16 protein-coding genes are annotated in these 20,574 nt (G+C 37.5%); 6 read left to right on the top strand and 10 right to left on the bottom strand.

All coding sequences use genetic code 11. The features are described 5' to 3' along the window. The first annotated feature begins 328 nt into the window (after window positions 1–328). Entirely contained in the window at window positions 329–3,466 is a 3,138-nt protein-coding gene (locus ACFS6I_RS11120) for a GH92 family glycosyl hydrolase (protein ID WP_380920499.1), read from the top strand. Window positions 3,467–3,559: 93 nt separating this feature from the next. On the opposite strand, the gene ACFS6I_RS11115 is transcribed toward ACFS6I_RS11120, so the two are convergent. Genes ACFS6I_RS11115 through ACFS6I_RS11105 form a run of 3 tightly spaced genes read right to left on the bottom strand, consistent with a single transcriptional unit; the run spans window position 3,560 to window position 6,095 of the window. Continuing rightward, the gene (locus tag ACFS6I_RS11115) at window positions 3,560–4,180 is read right to left on the bottom strand and encodes an NAD(P)H-dependent oxidoreductase (RefSeq protein ID WP_380920497.1); all 621 of its coding nucleotides are present in this window, start codon (window positions 4,178–4,180) and stop codon (window positions 3,560–3,562) included. Next, on the bottom strand, window positions 4,177–5,133 hold the full coding sequence (locus ACFS6I_RS11110; protein WP_380920495.1) for an alpha/beta hydrolase: 957 nt from the start codon (window positions 5,131–5,133) through the stop codon (window positions 4,177–4,179). Before ACFS6I_RS11110 ends, ACFS6I_RS11115 begins: the two co-directional genes overlap by 4 nt. A gap of 14 nt (window positions 5,134–5,147) precedes the next feature. Continuing rightward, window positions 5,148–6,095 carry an NADP-dependent oxidoreductase gene (locus ACFS6I_RS11105; protein ID WP_380920493.1) on the bottom strand — a complete coding sequence of 316 codons (948 nt, stop codon included), beginning with the start codon at window positions 6,093–6,095 and terminating at the stop codon, window positions 5,148–5,150. Window positions 6,096–6,178: 83 nt separating this feature from the next. Here ACFS6I_RS11105 and ACFS6I_RS11100 point away from each other — a divergent pair, with 83 nt between their 5' ends. Then, window positions 6,179–7,012, top strand: coding sequence for an AraC family transcriptional regulator (locus tag ACFS6I_RS11100; protein WP_380920491.1), 834 nt, complete (start codon window positions 6,179–6,181; stop codon window positions 7,010–7,012). Window positions 7,013–7,100: 88 nt separating this feature from the next. Here the strand turns inward: ACFS6I_RS11100 and ACFS6I_RS11095 are convergent, their stop codons facing one another. Both ACFS6I_RS11095 and ACFS6I_RS11090 read right to left on the bottom strand, forming a co-directional pair. After that, on the bottom strand, window positions 7,101–7,601 hold the full coding sequence (locus ACFS6I_RS11095; protein ID WP_380920489.1) for a hypothetical protein: 501 nt from the start codon (window positions 7,599–7,601) through the stop codon (window positions 7,101–7,103). Between the two features lie 122 nt (window positions 7,602–7,723). Continuing rightward, window positions 7,724–7,867, bottom strand: a complete 144-nt coding sequence (locus tag ACFS6I_RS11090) for a hypothetical protein (protein ID WP_380920487.1) — start codon at window positions 7,865–7,867, stop codon at window positions 7,724–7,726. A 23-nt stretch (window positions 7,868–7,890) separates the two neighbouring features. On the opposite strand from ACFS6I_RS11090, the gene ACFS6I_RS11085 reads away from it, so the two are divergent. From ACFS6I_RS11085 to ACFS6I_RS11070, 4 genes are all read left to right on the top strand, one after another. Further along, a complete protein-coding gene (locus ACFS6I_RS11085; protein ID WP_380920485.1) occupies window positions 7,891–9,645 on the top strand; it encodes a sensor histidine kinase in 1,755 nt (584 codons plus the stop codon). A 4-nt stretch (window positions 9,646–9,649) separates the two neighbouring features. Continuing rightward, the gene (locus tag ACFS6I_RS11080; RefSeq protein WP_380920483.1) at window positions 9,650–10,408 is read left to right on the top strand and encodes a LytR/AlgR family response regulator transcription factor; all 759 of its coding nucleotides are present in this window, start codon (window positions 9,650–9,652) and stop codon (window positions 10,406–10,408) included. Next, on the top strand, window positions 10,405–11,928 hold the full coding sequence (locus ACFS6I_RS11075; RefSeq protein WP_380920481.1) for a TlpA family protein disulfide reductase: 1,524 nt from the start codon (window positions 10,405–10,407) through the stop codon (window positions 11,926–11,928). The genes ACFS6I_RS11080 and ACFS6I_RS11075 overlap by 4 nt, the downstream gene beginning before the upstream one ends. A 117-nt stretch (window positions 11,929–12,045) precedes the next feature. Next, window positions 12,046–12,282, top strand: a complete 237-nt coding sequence (locus ACFS6I_RS11070; RefSeq protein ID WP_132767691.1) for a hypothetical protein — start codon at window positions 12,046–12,048, stop codon at window positions 12,280–12,282. A gap of 206 nt (window positions 12,283–12,488) precedes the next feature. On the opposite strand, the gene ACFS6I_RS11065 is transcribed toward ACFS6I_RS11070, so the two are convergent. The 5 genes from ACFS6I_RS11065 to ACFS6I_RS11045 form a co-directional block, all read right to left on the bottom strand. Beyond that, window positions 12,489–13,916 carry an NAD(P)/FAD-dependent oxidoreductase gene (locus tag ACFS6I_RS11065; protein ID WP_380920479.1) on the bottom strand — a complete coding sequence of 476 codons (1,428 nt, stop codon included), beginning with the start codon at window positions 13,914–13,916 and terminating at the stop codon, window positions 12,489–12,491. 5 nt (window positions 13,917–13,921) lie between these two features. Further along, a complete protein-coding gene (locus ACFS6I_RS11060; protein WP_380920477.1) occupies window positions 13,922–15,280 on the bottom strand; it encodes a radical SAM protein in 1,359 nt (452 codons plus the stop codon). A 21-nt stretch (window positions 15,281–15,301) separates the two neighbouring features. Continuing rightward, window positions 15,302–17,659: a hypothetical protein gene (locus ACFS6I_RS11055; protein ID WP_380920475.1), complete on the bottom strand. Its 2,358-nt coding sequence runs from the start codon at window positions 17,657–17,659 to the stop codon at window positions 15,302–15,304. After that, window positions 17,656–19,383 (bottom strand): ferritin-like domain-containing protein, encoded by a 1,728-nt coding sequence (locus tag ACFS6I_RS11050; RefSeq protein WP_380920473.1) that lies wholly within the window; start codon window positions 19,381–19,383, stop codon window positions 17,656–17,658. Before ACFS6I_RS11050 ends, ACFS6I_RS11055 begins: the two co-directional genes overlap by 4 nt. A 700-nt stretch (window positions 19,384–20,083) precedes the next feature. Beyond that, window positions 20,084–20,443 carry a bleomycin resistance protein gene (locus ACFS6I_RS11045; RefSeq protein WP_315396341.1) on the bottom strand — a complete coding sequence of 120 codons (360 nt, stop codon included), beginning with the start codon at window positions 20,441–20,443 and terminating at the stop codon, window positions 20,084–20,086. Window positions 20,444–20,574 lie beyond the last annotated feature (131 nt).

Raw genomic sequence — 20,574 nt, 5'->3', positions numbered from 1 at the left:
AATCCAGTATGAATAAAAGCCCGTAATTGTCCATTTTTATATATATGTATGTACAATCTAATATTTATTCTTGCATATGTACGTACAAAGTTTTATTATTGTATTATAGATGAGACGTGTGATGTTTATTAAGTGTGGTTTAATTTTAATTATACCTGCATGGCATCAATTGAAAGATCGAAATTTATTTTAAATCTTGTCAAATAATTACCCTTTAAACCAGTGATGATTGTGTCTATTTTTAATTGAATATTGTCGTTTTGATCCCATTTTTGAATTGGGTAAGAAAGCAGATGTTTTTTTAAGAATAACCAATAAACTAAACAGTATGAATAAACGAAATAAATTTTTAATAGCAACAGGATTATTTTTTCTAGCTTTTGGACAGGAGGCCTTAGCACAGCAAAATGTGATTTGGCAATTGGGTAAACCTGATGGGTCGAGTGCAGAGTTTGCATTAGCACCAGGAGATTATAAGAATTTTTTGGCTCATGATATGGGATATGAAGACAGACAGGTGATCATTGGTCAAAGTCAGCTAAATACAGAATTGCCCTATGTTCTTCCAGGGCCTGCAAACGAGTGGGGTGGTACAGGACCTACTTCAGGTTTACGAACACATTTTCTCAATTTCTATTACGCTTTGGATAAAGCATCTGGCAACGACCCTTATGTATTGGAAGTAGACCTTGTGAATTCGGATCCTAAAAATCACCCAACTTTGCAGTTATCTATTAATGGTCGAAATTATAATTATGACATTATTAATGGAGCCGGTACAGGAGAACCTGGAGTTGGAGCTTTGGGGAAGAAGAAACTCATCATAAAACCAGATCCATCTGTACTTCGCGCAGGATATAACCATATCACCTTAACCGTTTTGAAAGGTGGATGGGTAGAATTTGATTCTTTTCGTTTGCTGGGGCCAGCAACATCCAAATTGATCACAAATTACGATGCTTTGGTAAAGCAGATCAAGGTTGCCGATTTTGAATCCAATAGTCCTAAAGGACGTATGCAGAATCTTTTGGTAGAGGTGCTTCGTTTAAAAAATGCCCAGCGTATCCGGGTTCTTGTAGACGGTAAATCCGTCTATCAAGGAAGTTTAGACAAGGGTTTATCTATGCTAGAAGTGCCTCTTGATCCCGTCAAAAAACCAAAGCAAAGTATATGCGATATTTACGTAAATGATAAATTAACAGATCGTTTGCAGGTGACACGAGCACCGAAAAGACTTGGAGGTGCCTCCGACTATGTTAATACCATGATCGGTACAGCTCATTCACGATGGATGATTGCCCCGGGACCCTGGATGCCATTTAGTATGGTGAAGATCAGTCCAGATAATCAAAATATTGGTTGGCAGGCAGGTTATGAACCCTCAATAGAATCGATCGGTACATTTAGTCATATCCACGAATGGACAATGGCAGGATTAGGAACCTTTCCTACATCAGGAAAACTGCAGGTTAAGGTTGGAGATCAGTACGAACCCGAATCAGGATATCGCTCACAGATTGATAAGACAACCGAACGTGCTCCATTAGGATCCTATCACGTCAAGTTGACCGATCACGATATCGATGTCGACATCACACAGACGACACGAGCAAGTTTTCAACGTTATACCTTCAACGGATCTGATACCGGCCGTGTAATGATCGACCTAAAAGCTAACGGCGAGTATCCTTACCAGATTCTAGATTATAAACTAAAGAAAGTATCAGACACTAAAATCATCGGATATAGCAGTCAGCTATCTGAAAATGTGTGGTCTACCGATGCCAAGCAAGATTACATTGTTCATTTTGCAATCGAGTTCGATCGTCCCATCATCAACTTCGGAACATGGAAAGGTGACCAGGTCAGTTCTGGCCAAGATGGCGAAGGTAAGCAGGTGACAGAAGCCGGCATGTTTGTTGAATTTGATGTAAGGAAACAAAAAACAGTTCAATTACGCACAGGCATATCCTATGTGAGTATCGAAAATGCCGAAGAGAATTTGCATCAAGAAATCACCCAACCTTTTAAATGGTCTTTCGATCAGGTTGTAGCACATCAGCACGATGTTTGGAATGAGTTGCTCGACCGCTTGGAAATCACCTCCGACGATTATTTGGAGAAAGAGAAATTCTACACCAATATGTACCGTGCACTAGCCAGTAGAAACACGTTTAGCGATATTAACGGGCAATGGCGAGATTCACGTGAAGTAGTTCGTACACTCACCAACAAGAATGATCTGGCACTTGGATGTGACGCATTCTGGAATACCTTTTGGAATCTGAATCAATTTTGGAATTTGGTGACTCCTGAATGGTCAAACAAATGGGTTAAATCACAATTAGCCATGTACGATGCCGATGGCTGGTTAGCTAAAGGACCAGCAGGAATGGAGTATATACCAGTGATGGTTGCAGAACATGAAATTCCGCTGATCGTCGGAGCATACCAGATGGGAATTCGTGATTATGATGTAGAAAAGGCTTTTACAGCAGTTAAGAAAATGCAGATGACCAGCCCTCTGAAATTTGAAGGCGGATTTGCGGGCAATAGAGATCTGGATGTATATTTAAAATATAAATATGTACCATCAGATCTGGGCCGTTTTTCCAATAGTTTAGAATATAGCTATGATGACTGGACGGTAGGTCAGTTTGCCAAATCATTAAACAAAACTGATGATTATGCATATTTTAATGACCGGGGAACCTGGTGGAAAAATGCAATCGATCCTTCAACAGGCTATGCCCGGATGAAAGATTCAAAAGGCGAGTGGTTAAAAGATTTTGATCCCTTTAAATCTGGCGCAAACCATCATTACGTCGAAGGTAATGCATGGCAATTAACCTTCTTTGTCCCTCAGGATCTTCCTGGGCTTTCTAAATGGATCGGTGAAGATGTGCTGTTAAAGCGATTGGAATGGGGATTCGGAGAGAGTGAAAAATGGCGTTATAATGGGCCAAATGATCAATACTGGGATTACCCCGTTGTACAAGGTAATCAGCAATCGATGCATTTTGCCTATATTTTTAATTACATGAATAAACCTTGGCTCACGCAAAAATATAGCCGTTCTATCGCCGAAAGGTATTATGGACAAGGAATTTCCAATGCCTATCTCGGTGACGAAGATCAAGGGCAGATGAGTGCATGGTATATCATGACAGCAATCGGTTTATTCCAGATGGATGGAGGAACCCGAAGCAATCCGGTATATGAAATTGGCAGTCCCATGTTCAAAGAGATCAAGATTAAACTGGATAACAGATACGGTAGAGGAAAGCAATTCGTGATCAAAGCCAATAACAGCAGCAAACAGAATATCTACGTGCAGGCCGCAACCCTGAATGGAAAGAAACTTGATACATTTTATTTTGATGCTTCCGAGCTTCTGAAAGGAGGAGAGCTTGTCCTAGAAATGGGATCTGAACCAAATAAACAGTGGGGGCTTATGCATCATTAAACCATTGATTCAGGTAGATTATACATAATCATTGTTAAAAAGCTCATCTGCACTAAAATACAGATGAGCTTTTTAATGATTTTTTCATCCAATTCACGGGTTGCAATCATCAGCTACTATGCCGATAGGCAGCGCTATGGCGTCCTCTCGTGCTAAATCAGCAACATCGTTTAATGCCTTTAATCGATCAGCTTCATCAAAATTGTCAAGAGGTCCAATAAAATTGCTTTCAATCGAAGTGATACCACAGTATTCCAGAATACCATTTTTTAATTGAACCAATCCACTGGATCCATAAACCCCTTTATAAGTTTTTAGGTTTAGATCACCCGCTGTGGTTATGATTCTAGCAGTCTTGTTTTGAAGTAAGCCCACATTTAGACCCTGTTTAGACTTGCCAAATGTAATGCCGGGTAGAAATGCTCGGTCAAAAAAACCTTTCATCAGGGCAGGCATACCGAGCCACCAGAGTGGATGTATCCATACCTGATGCTCACTCCATTGAATGGTTTGCAGCGCTTGGAGCAGATCGGGCTCCAGTTCCATTCTCTGCCTATAGCCAAATTGTAAATTAGGATTAAAGTCCAAATCTGCAAGAGCAATATAACAAACTTCAGCACCTGATTCTTTCGCCGCTTTGATATAAGCTTTTGCCAGAGCACTATTGAAACTTAATTTATCCGGATGCCCGTTGATAACAACTATTTTTTTCATTTTTTCTGATTGATGATTTTCTTAAATAATTCGATTTGCTTTGCATAAAAGGTCTCCGATAATTCACAAGGGAAAAAATCAAAAGCATGTACTGCACCTTCTATTTCCAGTAATTTGACACAAACACCCGCAAAACGTAATTTTTTCGTGTACAATTTCCCTTCATCTTTTAAAGGGTCAAATTCACATACAATGATGGTAGCATCGGGTAGATGATGAAAATTAGTTTCACCTAATGGCACAGCATATTTAGGCAATGGCAATCTGGTATTCCGTAGGTAATGCTTCCACATCCATGCAGCCGCTATTTTTGTTTGCATCGGTGCTTTTGCTAAACTGTCCATAGATGGACTCTTCAGCGTATCGCTCATTGGAGGATAAAGTAAATATTGATGTTGGATGATTGCATTCTTTTTATCCCGGGCTAGGTGAGTAATCGATGCAGCGATTGTTGCACCGGAACTGCTGCCGCCGATAATGATCATATTTTGATTACCATCCAGTTTGCCCGCATTTTGATAAAGCCACAGTAAGGTGTCGTAGCCATCTTCTATAGCTGCAGGAAAAGGATGTTCTGGAGCTAATCGATAATCGACAGAAACGATAAGCATACCAACTTCAAGCGCTAATCTAAAGAGTATAAAATCATACTGCTCCGGAGTTCCATATATAAATGCGCCACCATGAAAATATAACAATATCGGTAAATCTTGCTTAGCTTTTGGTTTGTAAATTCTCAAACGTATCTTTTCTTCAGACTGTGAAGATGGAATTAGCCTATTTTCAACAAGTAATTGCTCTGGTATAATCAAAGGCTCTTCGTTTAAAGATAAGCGTAGCTCTTCCGCTCTGATTTTTGTAGGATCGTTTTGTAGCAAATATTCATATTTTATTTTACTGTAAGGACTAGCAGCAATAGCCTCTAATAATTCTGGATCTATATTCCTCAACATGATTTCAAATTCCTTTAAAATTGTACAACCACTTTACCTACCGTTCTCCCAGATTCAATTTGCAGATGCGCTTCTGCCATCTGATCAAAATTGAAAACATGTGAGATATGAGGTTTCAGAATACCCGTTTCTAATAAATGCGCAATTTGTTGCATAGCCGCTCCATCACTATAAACAGACATAAAAAAGCAAGCGTGAAGATTTTTTTCACGAGCTTTTAACTGATCATCTTTCGTATGTCCCGACGGCAGGGCTACGATAGTGCCAAAAGGTTTTAAAACCTGAACTGACTTTTGAAAATTAGCACCCCCCAGTGACTCCAGTACAAAATCGACATTCGTAAGGACCTGTTCAAATTCCGTTGAGTTGTAATCAATATGTTCATCAGCCCCTATGTTGAGCAAGAAATCACGATTATGTACCGATGATGTCGCGATCACATAAGCACCCATATATTTGGCGATCTGTACTGCGAAATGACCAACGCCACCAGATGCGGCATGGACCAATACGATGTCATTTGGACGCAGTTTTCCATAAGTATTAAATGCTTGCCACGCTGTTAATGCAGCCAAAGTACTGGCAGCAGCTTCAATATGGCTGATCCGATTAGGTTTTAAGGCAAGATGCGATTCCGGAGCCGCAACAAATTCGGCATAAGCACGTCCATGTCCGACGAAGTTGACCATTCCAAAGACTTCATCACCAATCCCAAATTTACTGACTGCACTTCCAACTTCTATTATCACTCCAGAAACATCCCATCCCAAGATCAGTGGATCATGTTTTTTTAAATCTTCTGCAAGAGGAGCTTGTCTACTGCGGACCTTTACATCCACAGGATTGATACCAATTGCTTTTACTTCAATCAATACTTCACCCGGTTTTAGGATAGGCTTTTCAATATCTTTATAAATCAGATTTTCTACCCCGCCAAATTTTTCTAACACAATTGCCTTCATATCTTAATTTTTATTAGCAAAAATAGACTGAAAAAGGAGGTTAAAACAGGTACAATTAAGTGTTATTTGGGTATCTTTGCATCATGGCAAGAGAAAATATCTATCAATCCTTAGAAGTTTTTTACGAACAAGTTTCAGTATGTCCTTTACGTGATCGACAGTTTAATTTCTTCGAACTCGTATATGTTATCTCCGGCAATGGAAAACACGGTGTCAATGGAAATAAATTTGATTATTTTCCAGGAGACCTATTTCTCCTGACACCACATGATTGCCACGAATTTGATCTCGATGGAATGAATGAGTTTATGGTCGTACGCTTTGGAGAAAACTACATAAAAGAATATCAATGGAAAAGCATCGACCATATAGAATGCTTATTATACAATGCCTCTCATTTGTCGGGATCTGTGCTCGTTAATAAGGAAGACAAGCAGATGGTCAGCTTGCTGATGCAAAACCTGCAACAGGCATGCGAAGAGCGTGGACATTATAATGAAGATTTGAGAAGACATCTGGTCAATGCCATTATTGTCATAGCAGCAAGGAATATTGCGATTGTTAAACCAGAGCATATTTCACAGACTGCAGATACACGCATACTGCAATTATTGGATTATATACAGGAAAATATACGGCAACCCGAATTTTTAAAAATAGGAGTAATGGCCGAAAAATTTGGACTATCTTCCACCTATCTCGGAAGTTACTTTCGCAAACAATGTCATGAATCAATACAACAGTATATCTCTTCCTATCGGATCCGCTTAATAGAACATCGATTAAGGTTTAGTGATAAAAGAGTTCATGAGATTGCACATGAATTTGGATTTGCGGATGAAAGTCATATTAATAAGTTTTTTAAACGTCATCATGGACTGAGTTTAAAAAAATATAGACAGAAAACAACAGGATAACAAATCAGAAGCAGATATTTGAACGTAAGCTTATTGATTAAGAAAGAACTGAGTATGTAGTGTATTAAATTTACGGTGCCCTAATATACTAGTTCGTTATTTTTTCACTTGAAATCATTTTTAAAATAGGGTTATCTTGACTATAAGGATTATTGACCAATGTAATTGAGTCAGCCGCATTAACTAAAAATTCAAAACTATATTTATCATCATTCGTTACAAACTGCCATAGCGTGGTGTCATTCTCACCTCGTAACGTATATCTTTTACCTTGTGCTACGAATAATTTTTTGTTCATATTATCAAAGATACTGATGGAGAATTGTCCATCACCACTATATTCCTGATTAAGAACAATCAATGTGTAATTCGAATTTGAAGTAGATTTTCCTTCAAAAGTACGGATCAATATTTTTCCCAGTGTAGTATCAGTTTTAACTGGCTGTATGCTGGTTAAATTGCTGATCAGTGGACTATCTGTCACTGTGGGTAAGCTATCAGTTGTCTTTTTATTGTTTACTTTAGTAGCTTGACTTGTACATCCCAAGGAGATGATACTAAAAAAAAGGAAGGTATTTCGTATAGTCATCTGTTTAGATTATTAACCGTGTAAATTGTCTTTATTAATTTTCTTTAAAAGGTATTTTACTTGCTTTAGTGCCTCTGTAAGCCACTTTTCAAGGATCCTCTACACCTCATAAATGTAGGTAATTAATCTGAAAATAGGACGCCTGTCTTAATATTCAATTGATGAGGATTAAAATCTTTAAAGGAATATTTTACTTTTTTCTCCAGATACTCAATACATCCTGCCAATTGCTCATTTTCTTTTTTCATTCCAATTAATTTGAGCATTTTCGATTCATAAACCAATAGAAATGAAAAGAACACTTTTATTATTGCTGCTACTTTTATTTTTTAAAACCTGGGCGCAGGACCAGCAGGGAAATGACTACTTTTTCGGAGAGAATTTTCATTTTCATGGTTTTTCAACAGATAAACGTATGATGATACGCAATGATGTTGTCTATGCCAAATCAGCTAAATATTTATGGCATGTCTATCGTAGTTTTGATAATAAAGTAAAATTACCTGGAGATGGTCTGAATGACATTCCCAATTCTCCAATCCTGCTCGGTATAAAATTGAGCCCTAAGCTTAAAAACTTTTTTACGGCACCTGTTCAAAACATATCCAAAGTTTACTATAGTTATATCGTACCCGATAGTTCCGATGCCATTATTGTCGCTATGGGGATTAATAAAGATAATTATAAGGATTATATCTACCGGGTTATCGAGCATGATAGTGTCGAACTAGTACCCTGGTCTCCGATACCTAAATTGTCAATGGAATATGGAGCTAAAGTCCCTTATGGGGCTATAGGAACTTTTAATTACCCCGGAAAACAGATCCTCGTAGAGGTCAGGCATAAGAAGAATTACGGTATCAGAGATGGTTATATTATTGACTGGCGCAAAAATAATCGCCCCGTACTGAAGCAGCTGGTAGCAAGAGGGTCAGGAGAATATGGGTATTTCAATGTATTAAACGACTCTTTGAATAAGGGGCAGGTTCAATCCTATGATAAGCATACTGGAGTACCGATAGGATGGACCTTTCAAAAAGATAGTATCACTGAATTTGATCTAGAATTTGACAAGCATGAGACGGTACCATATTCCATTCATTTAATTAAAAAAAGCAAAGGAAAGGTGGATACACTTCGTCTGGAGTGGTGGACACAATTAGACAAGTTTAGCATTGCAAATCAATATTTGAATGAAGTAGGTCAGTATGAACTGTTGGTACATAAAACCGGAAATCTTTCGAAATATAAAGATAACGAGATCTTGCGCATTTCCTATCGAATAGTGCCGACAGCACTAAAGACCACACAAGCGGTGTGGCCTATCATATGGCCCTATCTTTTAGCAGGCTCAATTGTGGTATGCGCTGGATTCTTTATTATGAGGTATCGGAATCGGAAAAAGATGCAACAGATAGAACAACAAAAGCAGGCAGTTACACTACAGATCAAAAATATCCAGGCGCAGTTAAATCCCCATTTTATGTTCAATGCCATCAATTCCATTCAAAATTTAATTCAAAAGAATGATTTGATCGGAACCAATCATTACCTAAGTAAATTTGCATCGGTTACTCGCGCCACATTAGAAAATGCAGAAAAAGAAATGAATCCACTAAGTGAAGAATTACAATTACTGGACGATTATTTACAGATGGAACAGTTAAGATTTGGTTTTCATTATCAGATAGAAAATAAAATTTCTGTTCATGCAGATCTGATTGAAATACCAACTATGTTATTACAGCCTATAGTCGAGAATGCCGTAAAACATGGTATCGCGATAATAGGGAACACCGGTATGATCAGTATTATCATTGATCAGCTTGGACAGACCATACGTATTTGTGTCGAAGATAATGGAGCCGGATTTGATTACACGATTGAAAATAAGGAAAGTGGATATGGTCTTAGATTGAGCAAAGAACGTCTGAATTTACTTAATAAGCTTTATCCAGAAAATACATTTCATATTGAGATTAAGACTACTAACAATAAAACTCAGGTCTGTATCCTGATTTCTAACTGGATTTCTAAAAATTAATCAGATGATCAGATATGTAATTATAGACGATGAGGTAAACAACATCGAAATATTAAGTTCTTATTTAGAAAAGTATAGGGATAATCTACAGTTGGTCGGTATAGCTACCCATGTTGACGAAGGTGTTTTACTGATAAAAAATACACAACCGGAGTTAATTTTTCTAGATATTCAAATGCCTCAAAAAAATGGTTTTGATCTGTTGCAGGAAATAGGAGAGCGTAGTTTTGAAGTGATTTTTGTAACCGCTTATGATAAATTTGGAATTCGAGCTGTTAAGTTTTCAGCATTGGATTATCTGCTCAAACCACTGAATATACAGGAGTTGGAAGAAGCATTGTATAAAGCCGTTGAAAAAATTAAGCAGAAGAAATACAATGCCAATCTGGAGAACCTAATCCAGAATCTCAATAACAAACAACATGATGAAGATAAAATTGCTTTAAGTACTGGAAGAGAAACCCGGTATATTCCCGTTGCTCAAATTGTTCGATGTCGTGCAGATGATAATTATACCGAAATCCATCTATTAGAAGGAGAACCGATTCTAATCAGTAAAACCCTTAAAGAATACGATGAAATGTTAAGCCAATATGGATTTATTAGAACACATCAGAGCCATCTTATAAATCCGAAGCATGTATTGGGCCTTACAAAAGGGGATAGTCCCGCAGTCCATATGCGTCATAATTTTTTGGTACCGATTGCCAGACAAAAAAAAGAATATGTATATCAAATTTTAAACCAGATTATAAAACCATGAAAACTCTTATTGTTTACTTTTTTAGCATCGTTTTTCCAATAGCTTTATTTGCTCAGGGAAAAAGTCATCCAACGCCACTTACAGATGTGGCTTTTGATACACAATCTACTCATCAAGTACAAGCTCAGATAAAAGGAAAAGTGTTACATGCAAGCCCGTCCGATCTCGAAAGAATTACGATTAAATATAGCATCGTGAATGCGGGAAATCCTTTTCAATCAAGTTATACAACCAAAGTAGCGCCAGATGGCACTTTTACTATTGTCATACCAGATAAATTAATGAATCAGCAAATATGGTTCACGTTTGGAGAATATGCATATTTCTGCATCTATTTAAATGAAGAACTGGAGCTCACTTTCGATCTTGACAAATTGAAAAAGAAATTTGTTTACTGGAATGGCGAGGGAGTTACTTTTGGTGGTAAAGATGGTAAAAAAAATGAGGTGATGAATAATTATATATTATTCGATAAAAAACATAACGAAGATTTTTCGACGAAATTGCGCGATCTAAATAAAAAAGATACAGCATTCTTAACCAATCTAGATAGCTTATTTGCTGTTCAGGATCGTGTTAATGACAAGTTCTATACTACCTATGGCAATACTTATCAATATTTAATCAAAAGTGAAACAGCGGCCAGTTATTATGAAGAGAAGTTGAAATATTTACTTGAAAACAAAATTCAAGTAAAACAGATAGAAGACATACTGACTCCTGTTTACGCGATATCCAACAACTCACGCACATATATACAATTTTTGAATTATTATGTAAGATCCTCTTTTAAAACTACCGGTCAAAAATATAGTCCTGTCAATCTTGCTAATTACTGCGATAGCATATTACCGGCAGCTTACGCAGATTTAATCAAGTTACAGCTAGAAGATAGAGATGTTAAACTTCAGCGTGATCTTTATAAACAATTAGCACCGAACCTGCATTTCAAATGGTCTAGCGACTATGTACGATCTCAGATTGCCATATTGGACAGTAAGATCGAGAAAATTGATTCAATCAACCAGGTATCAATTGTCAAAGAAAATGTTGCATCAACGCTTGGAAAACAAATCTTAAAAACCGGATCTGGAGCATTACTTTATGTCGATGAACATCAATCTGGAGCTGAGTTTTTGCGAGATTTGAAATCTACATTTCCAAATAAACTTGTTATAATTGATTTTTGGGCAACTTGGTGTATCCCATGTATTCAAGCAATGCCTTATAGTAAAGAGCTACATAAACAAGCAAAAGAAGCTGATTTACCCATTGAGTTTGTCTATATCTGCACATCATCCAATTCAAGTGAAGAGAAATGGAAAAATAAAGTGCTTGAAATAGAGCAGCCCGGTATTCATGTATTTGTTAATGAAAAGGTAACAAGCGAGGCGATGAATTTATTTAATAAAGGTGGTTTTCCTTCGTATATTATGCTAAAACCTGATGGAAGCTATGATTCCGAAACGATCACCAGCATGCAGGGATTATCGCTAGACACGTTGAAAGCACAGCTCTGATTCAGAGATCATGACGAATATGATGATGATGTACTTGAGACCATTTATTATTATCTTTTGTGTTAATAGTTTAAAATGCCTTTACTCTTCGTATCTTTGTCCCATAAATATAATAACATGCCAAGAGAAACAAAAAGAGGGCTATATCAAGGAATAATTGAGCAAGACGAAAAGGGTAATTACTTTTGTGGCCCATATTTATTGGACTATCAATTAGTAGAACTTCATTTTAGATTAGGAGATAAAGTGAGCCTTAAAAAAGTAATTGGTAATACCAGTAGAAAAAGTTTTGATGACTATCCTCAAAAATCAATCAAGTTCTCTCTAGCTGGAGAAGACCATGATGAAGATTAGTCATTAAATTATACAGATCAACATGCGATATATTCCATGTTGATCTGTATCTTAAATCTTTTCCTCATCATAATCCTTATCTGCACTATATCAGCACAATTTCTCGTAGTGATTTTCTAACATCGCTTGTACGTTCTGGCCACTTCTGTAATCCTGGTCACGAGTAACTACATGTAAGAGTTTTCTTGCTTTTTAAAGGAACATTGTTAAGATAAACTTTCTTCTTTATAGCTGTCTGTAAAATAGGTTGGATCAATAGTCTTTTCATTAATCTCATATTCTTTTTTAATTATCAGTTGATGATTAATTAAATACCTCAGGAGGTAAATGGGATTAACATGAGGGTAGTGTTTGTAAAGGAGATTAATACTATTAAAGACAGTTTGTTGATGAATCAGCTTCAGTATTGGGACAATGAGAAGATTATCAATAAATACATAAGGTTCTTCCTCTCTTTTCTTAACAACAGCATTCTGTACTTCAATAAATCGCATTCCAAGTACTGGACTTTTGACGAAATTGAGATCAGGATGAATCATGAGCAGATCTTGCGGCTCCAGATGAAGATGGAAGTCAATAGTATTATCCATAGTTTGGCGACCACTATATTGTTGCCAAAAAGGAGTCTGAAAGATTTGTTGTCGTCCATAAAAATCGTTCATCCATTGACCATGTTGCGACACGTCTCTTCGGATGAGCTGTTCGTAGTATGCAATAGCATGCTCATTCATATGCGGCTGTTGTAAAAGGGTATGAATAACCTTTGAGGCGTGTACGGCACTTTTAATGGCCTTAGTGACACCTTGCGCCGAAATGGGATCAGTCGTATAAGCGGCATCACCAACTTTAATATAATTGGACGCTATTGGGCTTTTGTCTTCATAGGAAGATGCATTACATGTAAATGTTTGTAAGTTATTCGGTATAAGCAAAGACACCGTTTGAAATGTTTGTAATGCCGCGGTATAGCAATTGTTACTGTTTTTGTATTTCTGAACAGCAGTAGGGTGTGAGAAATATGCTATTAAACTTACATCTTTAAATGGAGTCCCCCAGAACCAGCCCTCGGCACTAGCCTCTACAATCGGATGTTTAAAAGATTGTGGTAGGAAAGCATATGTGGCTATCAAAGGAGGTAAATAGCCTTTTTTTCCAGTTTTAAGCAATGATTTTCTTCCAGTTGCCTCCACCAGAAACCGTGCTCCAAACTGAAAAAAAGTATTTTCTTTTTTTACTTGTATCATCCATGTTGTATCTGGCATTTCTTGTATTCGTACATCCATAGCAGATTGAATCACATGAACGCCTAAGGAGATCACATGTTGTAGGAGTAACTGATCGAAAATTCCTCTATCCACAGTTAATCCCTGTTCATATTTGTTGATGATCGTATTGTCCTCCCATAATATGGAAGTCATACTGTGCTTATGTAACAGTGCTGGCGAAAGCAGATCAGTCAATTTTAATGTAGTTAGCCAATGTAAGATACCGCTCGAGAAACTACATCCGATATGAAAACGAGGAAATGTAGTTTTTTCTATTAACAGCACCTTGTAACCAAGATGCTGTAATTCTAAAGCTGTAATACAACCAGCTGGTCCGGCTCCAACAATACAAATATCAAAATTTTCCATCAGCTTTAATTAGTTGGCAATAGATGGCGAATGCGGTCATAAGATTGCAGGCAGAAAGTAAGCCATCCTCTGATAAAGTCACAGGCTTTCCGTCCATTTCCTAATATTTCGTGATGACATCCACCACCACATAAATACCTGGCCCAGCAGCTCTTGCAAGGTTCTTGCTGATGTACATGACGTTCTTGTAACCAATTATTCTGTGCAACGGTATCGATACCCTTTTCCAGCGTACCCATTGCTCCCTTATCATCGTTCACGAAACGATGACAAGCCGCTAGATCACCCGTAGCCGAAACCCCCAGATATCCTGCGCCAGCACCACATGGATATGGCTTATGCGTATTCTTCTCTATTTCTTTATAAGCATTCATCATATTTAAGAAAGGATATGGCTTGCCTGCTAATATTGCTTTTTCAAAAGCTAGTCCACAAGCTATCATTTCAGAAAGCAGGTCTTTTAGTCCATGATCATTAAGCTCATTGTGCTGGTCGTTTGCATGGAGTAGTGGCGACAGACCGACGCTATGAAATCCCATATCGATAAATTTTTGTAGTGTATCTGAGATATGCATATTTTGCGGAGTAACGGTTATACGGGCCGAGACCTGCATCTGCATTTGACTTCGGAGCAAAGGCATGATGTTTTTTAAAATCATGTCGAAAGATCCTTTACCGTTTTTTAAAGGTCTGAGTAGATCATGTTCTTCTTTAGAACCATCCAGACTGATGGTGACAGCAAATCGATAATTTTCGAAGAAAGCAATGTCTTCAGGGCGGATCAAAGTCCCATTTGTTGTGATGGAAAAATTAACCTGTACGTTTTTGGCCAATGCCATTTCGGAAGCATAGGCTGTGGTTGTCCGTATACCAGCGCGGTTCATTAAAGGTTCACCCCCCATGAAGCTGATCTGAATTGGTTCTCCAGGCTGTTTATCTTCCAATAGGAAATCGATAGCTTTCATGGCCGTTAAGATATCCATCGATTTGGCAGCCTCGCCAAATTCACCTTGCGAAGCGTAGCAGTAACTACAGCCAAGATTACATTTTTGCGCAATAGCTAGCGAAAGTGCGAAGGTTCGGGGATCTTGAACAGGAGCGTCATCAATATAAGATGGTGCCTGCTCTCGGTAAGGCAACAGAACAGCATCTATTAACGATTGATCCCCCAACTGTTGAAGTTGCAACAGTGACAATCGCATATTAGGATGCAAACGGAGTAGCCGGCTACCATTTGTTTCGAATAACAGCGGTATACGACCACTCGTTATTAGGTTGTAGTCCGTATGTTGCGGTTGCGAATCAAGCAAAACCTGCCGGGCTAGTCGCTCGGCATAACTTTGTTGGTCGATATCAGTTCTCATAAAGTTTCTGTTTAAGTAACATTAGTCCGAAAAAGTTTCGTCATTGCCTTTGATGATGAAATGCAGATCGTGTTCCCAATCTCTAAACAAATCGGTATAAGATAATAAATGCGTATCGGTTCTATTATCGGGGATATAAGTCCCGGTTCTTTCCTTAGCCATCCAGTTATCTCCTGTCGTAAATCCGGTTTTATTATTTTCAATATTGACATAATCGGGACGGCTGGCTGCCCAATAATAACAAGCGCATTCTCTGAAATCATTCTGCCAAGGTGAGCACAAGCCCCTTGTAAATTCACCGGGTTGTACTAATCCTGTACTAAATTCTACCGAATCTTCTTGAAAGAAGGATCGTACTTTTAATGCTACCCATTGTAGCTTTACACCCGAATCGGTAGTATAGTACATAGCTCCATCATTGTCAATTGCTTTTTTAAAGGCCTTCAAGTCATCCGCTGTAATTAGTACTTCTTTTTCGATTGCATCTGCAGTAAAGTAGCAGTATACTTCTTGACCCTGTCTTTGTAATGTATATATCAAGTTGTTGGACCATTCCATGAATACCGCCGAATCCGGATTGCTAGCCGTCGCAAGTGAGGTATTGTTATCTGGAGTTCCATTCGGTAATATCGGACCTACAGTTTCTACCATAGTAGGTTTCTCCATAATTCCTACCAGACGTCTGTGCATGAGCTGATTAAAATCTTTTTCAGTGTTCATGACATAATTGTTGTTTTCAGATAACTCAATACCCTCAAACGTCCGAATCCATAAGTTTTTAAAGTCAAATTCTAGTCCTGGAAAACAATTGGATATCGCTGCTGAAGGTAAAATACAAAAAGGATTCCCCTTACCTTTATAATGGAGCTGCGCTTTATAATCCTTGTAGGCGATTGTATTTCCGGGTGAATTTGCTTCCGAAATCAGTTTTTTAAGAGATCCCTGTGTAATCGCTTTGATAATCGTATTGATCTGTCTATATGTTAGTGTCAATGCCCTGGCATCAGCACCCCGCATCATGGCCGGCATTTTTCTTCTGGTTTCATTATCAAGCTTACCAATTTCGTAAGGCATGCGGATTGAGTTGATGAACCAGGGCGCAATACCCGTGTCTAAACTGTTGTAAATGCGTTCATGCAATTGTCTGACAGCGAAATTATCAACAATATCCGGAGACATTACAGGTTCGAAAGCTCTATGGGTATCATTTGTGTCTTGACGCGGCATTGTACTGGCAGTACCACTTATACCATAATAAGGATTACCGTTCATGATTGCAGTATTCATCAATCGAATAGTTTCAAAAGCCCTGCGTATGATTTCTTGGATATCATCGATATGAACGAGTTCATTCTCATCAAATTCCGGCCCGTATAAAATCTGTTCAAGTTCATCAGTTACCACACGTATTGGTAATATATCGGGGGCAAAAGCAGGCGGAGCAGTGGCGAGTGATGCCCGTGCTTTAAAATCTTGATCCGAAGTATGTAAAGTTACTTCCAGCCATCCGTCACTAGCATCATCAAATAAACCAATACTATATTGCCATATGCCCTCATCGTAACCTGCAAAAATTTGCGCCGGATTAGTTTTAGTAGGTCCTTCATTTTCTTTATAGCTTGTCCAGGTTCCTTTATTGCTATCATATAGCAATACATCGGGATCATTTTTTACCAGGTCCGATAAATAGCTTTTATAATCAGCAGATAGCACATCTTTCTTTAGTAGATTTTCAATGTAAGGAATATCAGGTCCATACACCTTGCCTGCAGGAGGCGTAAAGCGGAAGCGAATTTGATTTAATCCATACTCTTTTGCATTGCCTTGCGTTTGTGGTTGTATAAACTGGAAATAACCAAGCGGTATAGTGGCTCCTGTTTTAAAATTATTGCAATGACCGTCAAGCGCATATTTAAGGTGTTTTTCATGGAGATTGTTGGAGTTCAGCTCAAGTACAATCTTATCATTGACATCGTTTGTACGTCGGTATATTTTATGATTCCCCATTTCAAGTTTAAACTCCAGATCATCCGTACTCAAACCCAATTCCTGTAATAGATCAGTTGTCAGTGGAACAAAATTGTTTTCATCTGCAGTTGTTCTTACAAATAGCTCGAGAAAAGGAGATACCGGTTTAATTGCTCTTTTATCTGCTTTCGATGTTTTAAATTGGATTGCCTCAGTAGCTGGAGCAATTGATATATTTCCTTGCGCATCGATGACATAGTTAGCCTCTGGGACAATAGTTCTGAAATCAAGCGGGTTTTCCGTGTTAATTTCAACACGATAAGCTTCAAGTGGCGTTTCAGAAGAACCAAAACGAGCTATCGCAATTGGAGGGAAAATGCGAATATCTAATATTTTAGGTGTTGATATCATAATACAGCTGTTGATTGTTGGTTTGGTAATAAGGCTAATAACTCTTGGTCGGCATTTTGCATCGTATTGAGAAATGCGATGGTTTCATGATCAGGTATGGTTTGTATGAGGTCTTTGCTATCTTCGATAAACGTTCTGTAAAGAGCAGGATAGTCGGTGTATGTGGCTTTTTCTTTTACGACATTCAGATACCTCTTCTCCTGTATTGGATGTATTTGGAAAGGGGGACCTGCCAATAAATCATGTGTTGTACTCATTTTTAAACCACTTATAACATGGGAGAGGGCTTTTAGATTGTACATCTCACCAAAACTATTATTGATCACAAGCCCTTTAAATGAAGAGGATGGATTGGGGCAATTGGTCTCAATATGGAAGGAATGCTCGATAAAAGTAAGTAAAAGGTTGTAACGCAGATTAAATAAACGGGCCCATTTTTGTGTTAACGGATCCTCTATTTTAGTATGTTCCGTACCCTTTGTCAGGTCTGTATCTTCACCCACATATGGATTAGTCGCCATATTTTTTGATGGATTAAAATCCGATCCTTCGTGACTGTCCCAGTATTTGAAAATTTTTAAAAAACGGTTGAAATGGGTAGTCTCGTCCGTATATACCGTATCCTCATTGGCATTTTCCCCCTGTTCAGCTACAGCCTGAATAGCTTGCACACATTCCCAGCGCGTCATGGCTGTTTCCACTAATACATTTGATGCCGTCATTTTATGTACTGTACCGTTTATATTGACTGATCTTTCGTCACTGGTATAGCCACGATTCCACTGCTCAGGTTTAGCTTGTTGCGTTACCGATGCAATTTTAAAATCATCTTCAGTGGTTAGATGTTCCAATATAAAGAGCATAACCTTGAATAAAGCACTGATCGGATAACCATATTGGGTGACATATTCTCTTAAACTGTCGACATCATTTGTAAGCTTATTATCCTCACTGCCAATTTCAGCATCAAGTAATTGCCTTACCCTGATGGCATTCGGATCATCACTTTCGATCCATTTAGGCGGCGATTCAGCAAAGATGTATTTAGCAAGCGATGTTTTAGAAAAGGGCTCCAATTGAGAAATATACGGAAAGATACGCGTCAGTTCTGAAAGATATTTCACATTGAAATAAATGTTAAGGCCGAGGCTTTTACGTACATTTTGTACACTAATCAGATGTCCCATTTCTTCCCTGGCTATACTTGTTAACATTTGTTGCCACTCGATTAGTAGCGGTTTCAATGTTGTGTTTTGGGTTTCGACATCTATACTATATGCAGCGTATAGATATTCAATCATAAGACGATGTTCGAGCTCAGCGTCTATTAAGAGGAGCAGATCCAATAATTCCAGCACCATTTTTTTACCGGTGACAGACTTTTCCAGAAATTGTTTTACAGCAATAATTGCATGCTCGGTAGAATCAGCTTGTTGCAGAATAAAATGCAGTAAAATTAATGGGTTATCGTCCTTAGCCACAAATTCGGTCTGGATAGACGTCAATGTACTTTCACTTTCGTTTACCTCTGGTGGAGCAGTGGTCGTTTCGTCTGTTAAGGTTCTCAGAACATTAAAGAGGCCCAGCAGTTGTCCCGTTTTTTCTTCTGTAACGGGATCAGCATCATTAAGAAAATTCGTACTTGGGTCTTTTTGAGCATCAGCAAAGGAGGCTGTTCCTTTCAAACCTGCCGTTTTGCGAAATAGATCTTTTAGGTTATTCATGCTTTATTGGTTATTGATAAATGGTTTACTTCAGTATTAAATAAATTTTCACTTACTATGATGTGTTCAAAATTAACTTCAACATACATATGGTATAAAGCTCGGTTTGTGCATTCATATGTTAATTATTTTAAATTACAAGGTAATTTAAATGTCATTACGTTGATTAAAACATTATTACACCCGTTTTTTTAATTTATGAATATATTTTTTATCAATTTTATGCATTAAAATGCATTTAAATACACAATGACTAAACAGGTGCAATTAATTGATGTAAATTTTCCAATATGAATATGAAATGCTTTTTTAGGTTTTGAATTTAATAATTATGTCTATTGGTTTACAGCAAGTTGAGTTTTAAACATATTATTTATAAAATTGTTTTTTATTTATTAAACAAATTACATAAAAATTGATTGTAATATTTAGAATTGTTATTATTTCTTTGTGTGGTTGTGTTTTATAATATATTTACTAAAATAATAAAATATTGTTAAAAAATGTTTATTAAGTCAATTTTTTGTTAGTAACTGTTGTAATGAAAGAGATTTATGCGGAAGACTTTACCTGATGGCATGTTGATTCAGTTGAAATTCGGTGCTATAACAAGGAACCAGATGGATAAGTAGCGGCTATTATCCGTTCACTAAATTATGATAGAGATGAGTTCTATTTTTTAGAATTTTTCAATGTGAATTCAATCGACACCTTGTCCAAAAGTTAGTAGATTGTTGTCAGGGTCGAGCAGTGAAAATTCTTTTTGTCCCCAAGATTTAATTTCCAGAGGAGCATTTGGATGAATAGCGACATTATTGTCCAAAAATTGCTGATAAACGGCCTCAATATTGTCCGTTCTAATGTAAACCTGGCCATAATTTTCTTTCGGATCAAGTTCTTTAAATTCAAAAAAGTGAATTTCAATACCTTCTTTGAAAAGCATTAAATAACCTTCATAGTCGTGGTCGCCAAAAGTTTCAAAACCTAATTGGTTGACATAATAGTCTTTTGTTAGCGATTTATCGCGCATAGGTAATTTCGGGTGTATTGCTGTTAGCATAAATTAGATCTTTATTTAGCGATGTTAAACCTGTAGGTATGACTAAAAAACTTAACCATCATATATAATGTATGTATAAAATTAACGATTTATTTTCGAACAATGATATACAGCCATTAATAATGAGGATG

This window comes from Sphingobacterium anhuiense (assembly GCF_042686355.1).
Lineage (GTDB): Bacteria > Bacteroidota > Bacteroidia > Sphingobacteriales > Sphingobacteriaceae > Sphingobacterium > Sphingobacterium anhuiense.
The sequence above is the reverse complement of the archived record's forward strand: the minus strand, read 5'-3'. Positions and strand labels throughout refer to the sequence as shown.

What these genes read in the sequence shown, in the direction of transcription:
- ACFS6I_RS11085 (WP_380920485.1), top strand. Translation starts at nt 7,891, where the DNA reads ATGAAAAGAACACTTTTATTATTGCTGCTACTTTTATTTTTTAAAACC.
- ACFS6I_RS11070 (WP_132767691.1), top strand. Translation starts at nt 12,046, where the DNA reads ATGCCAAGAGAAACAAAAAGAGGGCTATATCAAGGAATAATTGAGCAA.
- ACFS6I_RS11065 (WP_380920479.1), bottom strand. Translation starts at nt 13,916, where the DNA reads ATGGAAAATTTTGATATTTGTATTGTTGGAGCCGGACCAGCTGGTTGT.
- ACFS6I_RS11110 (WP_380920495.1), bottom strand. Translation starts at nt 5,133, where the DNA reads ATGTTGAGGAATATAGATCCAGAATTATTAGAGGCTATTGCTGCTAGT.
- ACFS6I_RS11105 (WP_380920493.1), bottom strand. Translation starts at nt 6,095, where the DNA reads ATGAAGGCAATTGTGTTAGAAAAATTTGGCGGGGTAGAAAATCTGATT.
- ACFS6I_RS11095 (WP_380920489.1), bottom strand. Translation starts at nt 7,601, where the DNA reads ATGACTATACGAAATACCTTCCTTTTTTTTAGTATCATCTCCTTGGGA.
- ACFS6I_RS11115 (WP_380920497.1), bottom strand. Translation starts at nt 4,180, where the DNA reads ATGAAAAAAATAGTTGTTATCAACGGGCATCCGGATAAATTAAGTTTC.
- ACFS6I_RS11090 (WP_380920487.1), bottom strand. Translation starts at nt 7,867, where the DNA reads ATGCTCAAATTAATTGGAATGAAAAAAGAAAATGAGCAATTGGCAGGA.
- ACFS6I_RS11075 (WP_380920481.1), top strand. Translation starts at nt 10,405, where the DNA reads ATGAAAACTCTTATTGTTTACTTTTTTAGCATCGTTTTTCCAATAGCT.
- ACFS6I_RS11060 (WP_380920477.1), bottom strand. Translation starts at nt 15,280, where the DNA reads ATGAGAACTGATATCGACCAACAAAGTTATGCCGAGCGACTAGCCCGG.
- ACFS6I_RS11050 (WP_380920473.1), bottom strand. Translation starts at nt 19,383, where the DNA reads ATGAATAACCTAAAAGATCTATTTCGCAAAACGGCAGGTTTGAAAGGA.
- ACFS6I_RS11100 (WP_380920491.1), top strand. Translation starts at nt 6,179, where the DNA reads ATGGCAAGAGAAAATATCTATCAATCCTTAGAAGTTTTTTACGAACAA.
- ACFS6I_RS11120 (WP_380920499.1), top strand. Translation starts at nt 329, where the DNA reads ATGAATAAACGAAATAAATTTTTAATAGCAACAGGATTATTTTTTCTA.
- ACFS6I_RS11080 (WP_380920483.1), top strand. Translation starts at nt 9,650, where the DNA reads ATGATCAGATATGTAATTATAGACGATGAGGTAAACAACATCGAAATA.
- ACFS6I_RS11045 (WP_315396341.1), bottom strand. Translation starts at nt 20,443, where the DNA reads ATGCTAACAGCAATACACCCGAAATTACCTATGCGCGATAAATCGCTA.
- ACFS6I_RS11055 (WP_380920475.1), bottom strand. Translation starts at nt 17,659, where the DNA reads ATGATATCAACACCTAAAATATTAGATATTCGCATTTTCCCTCCAATT.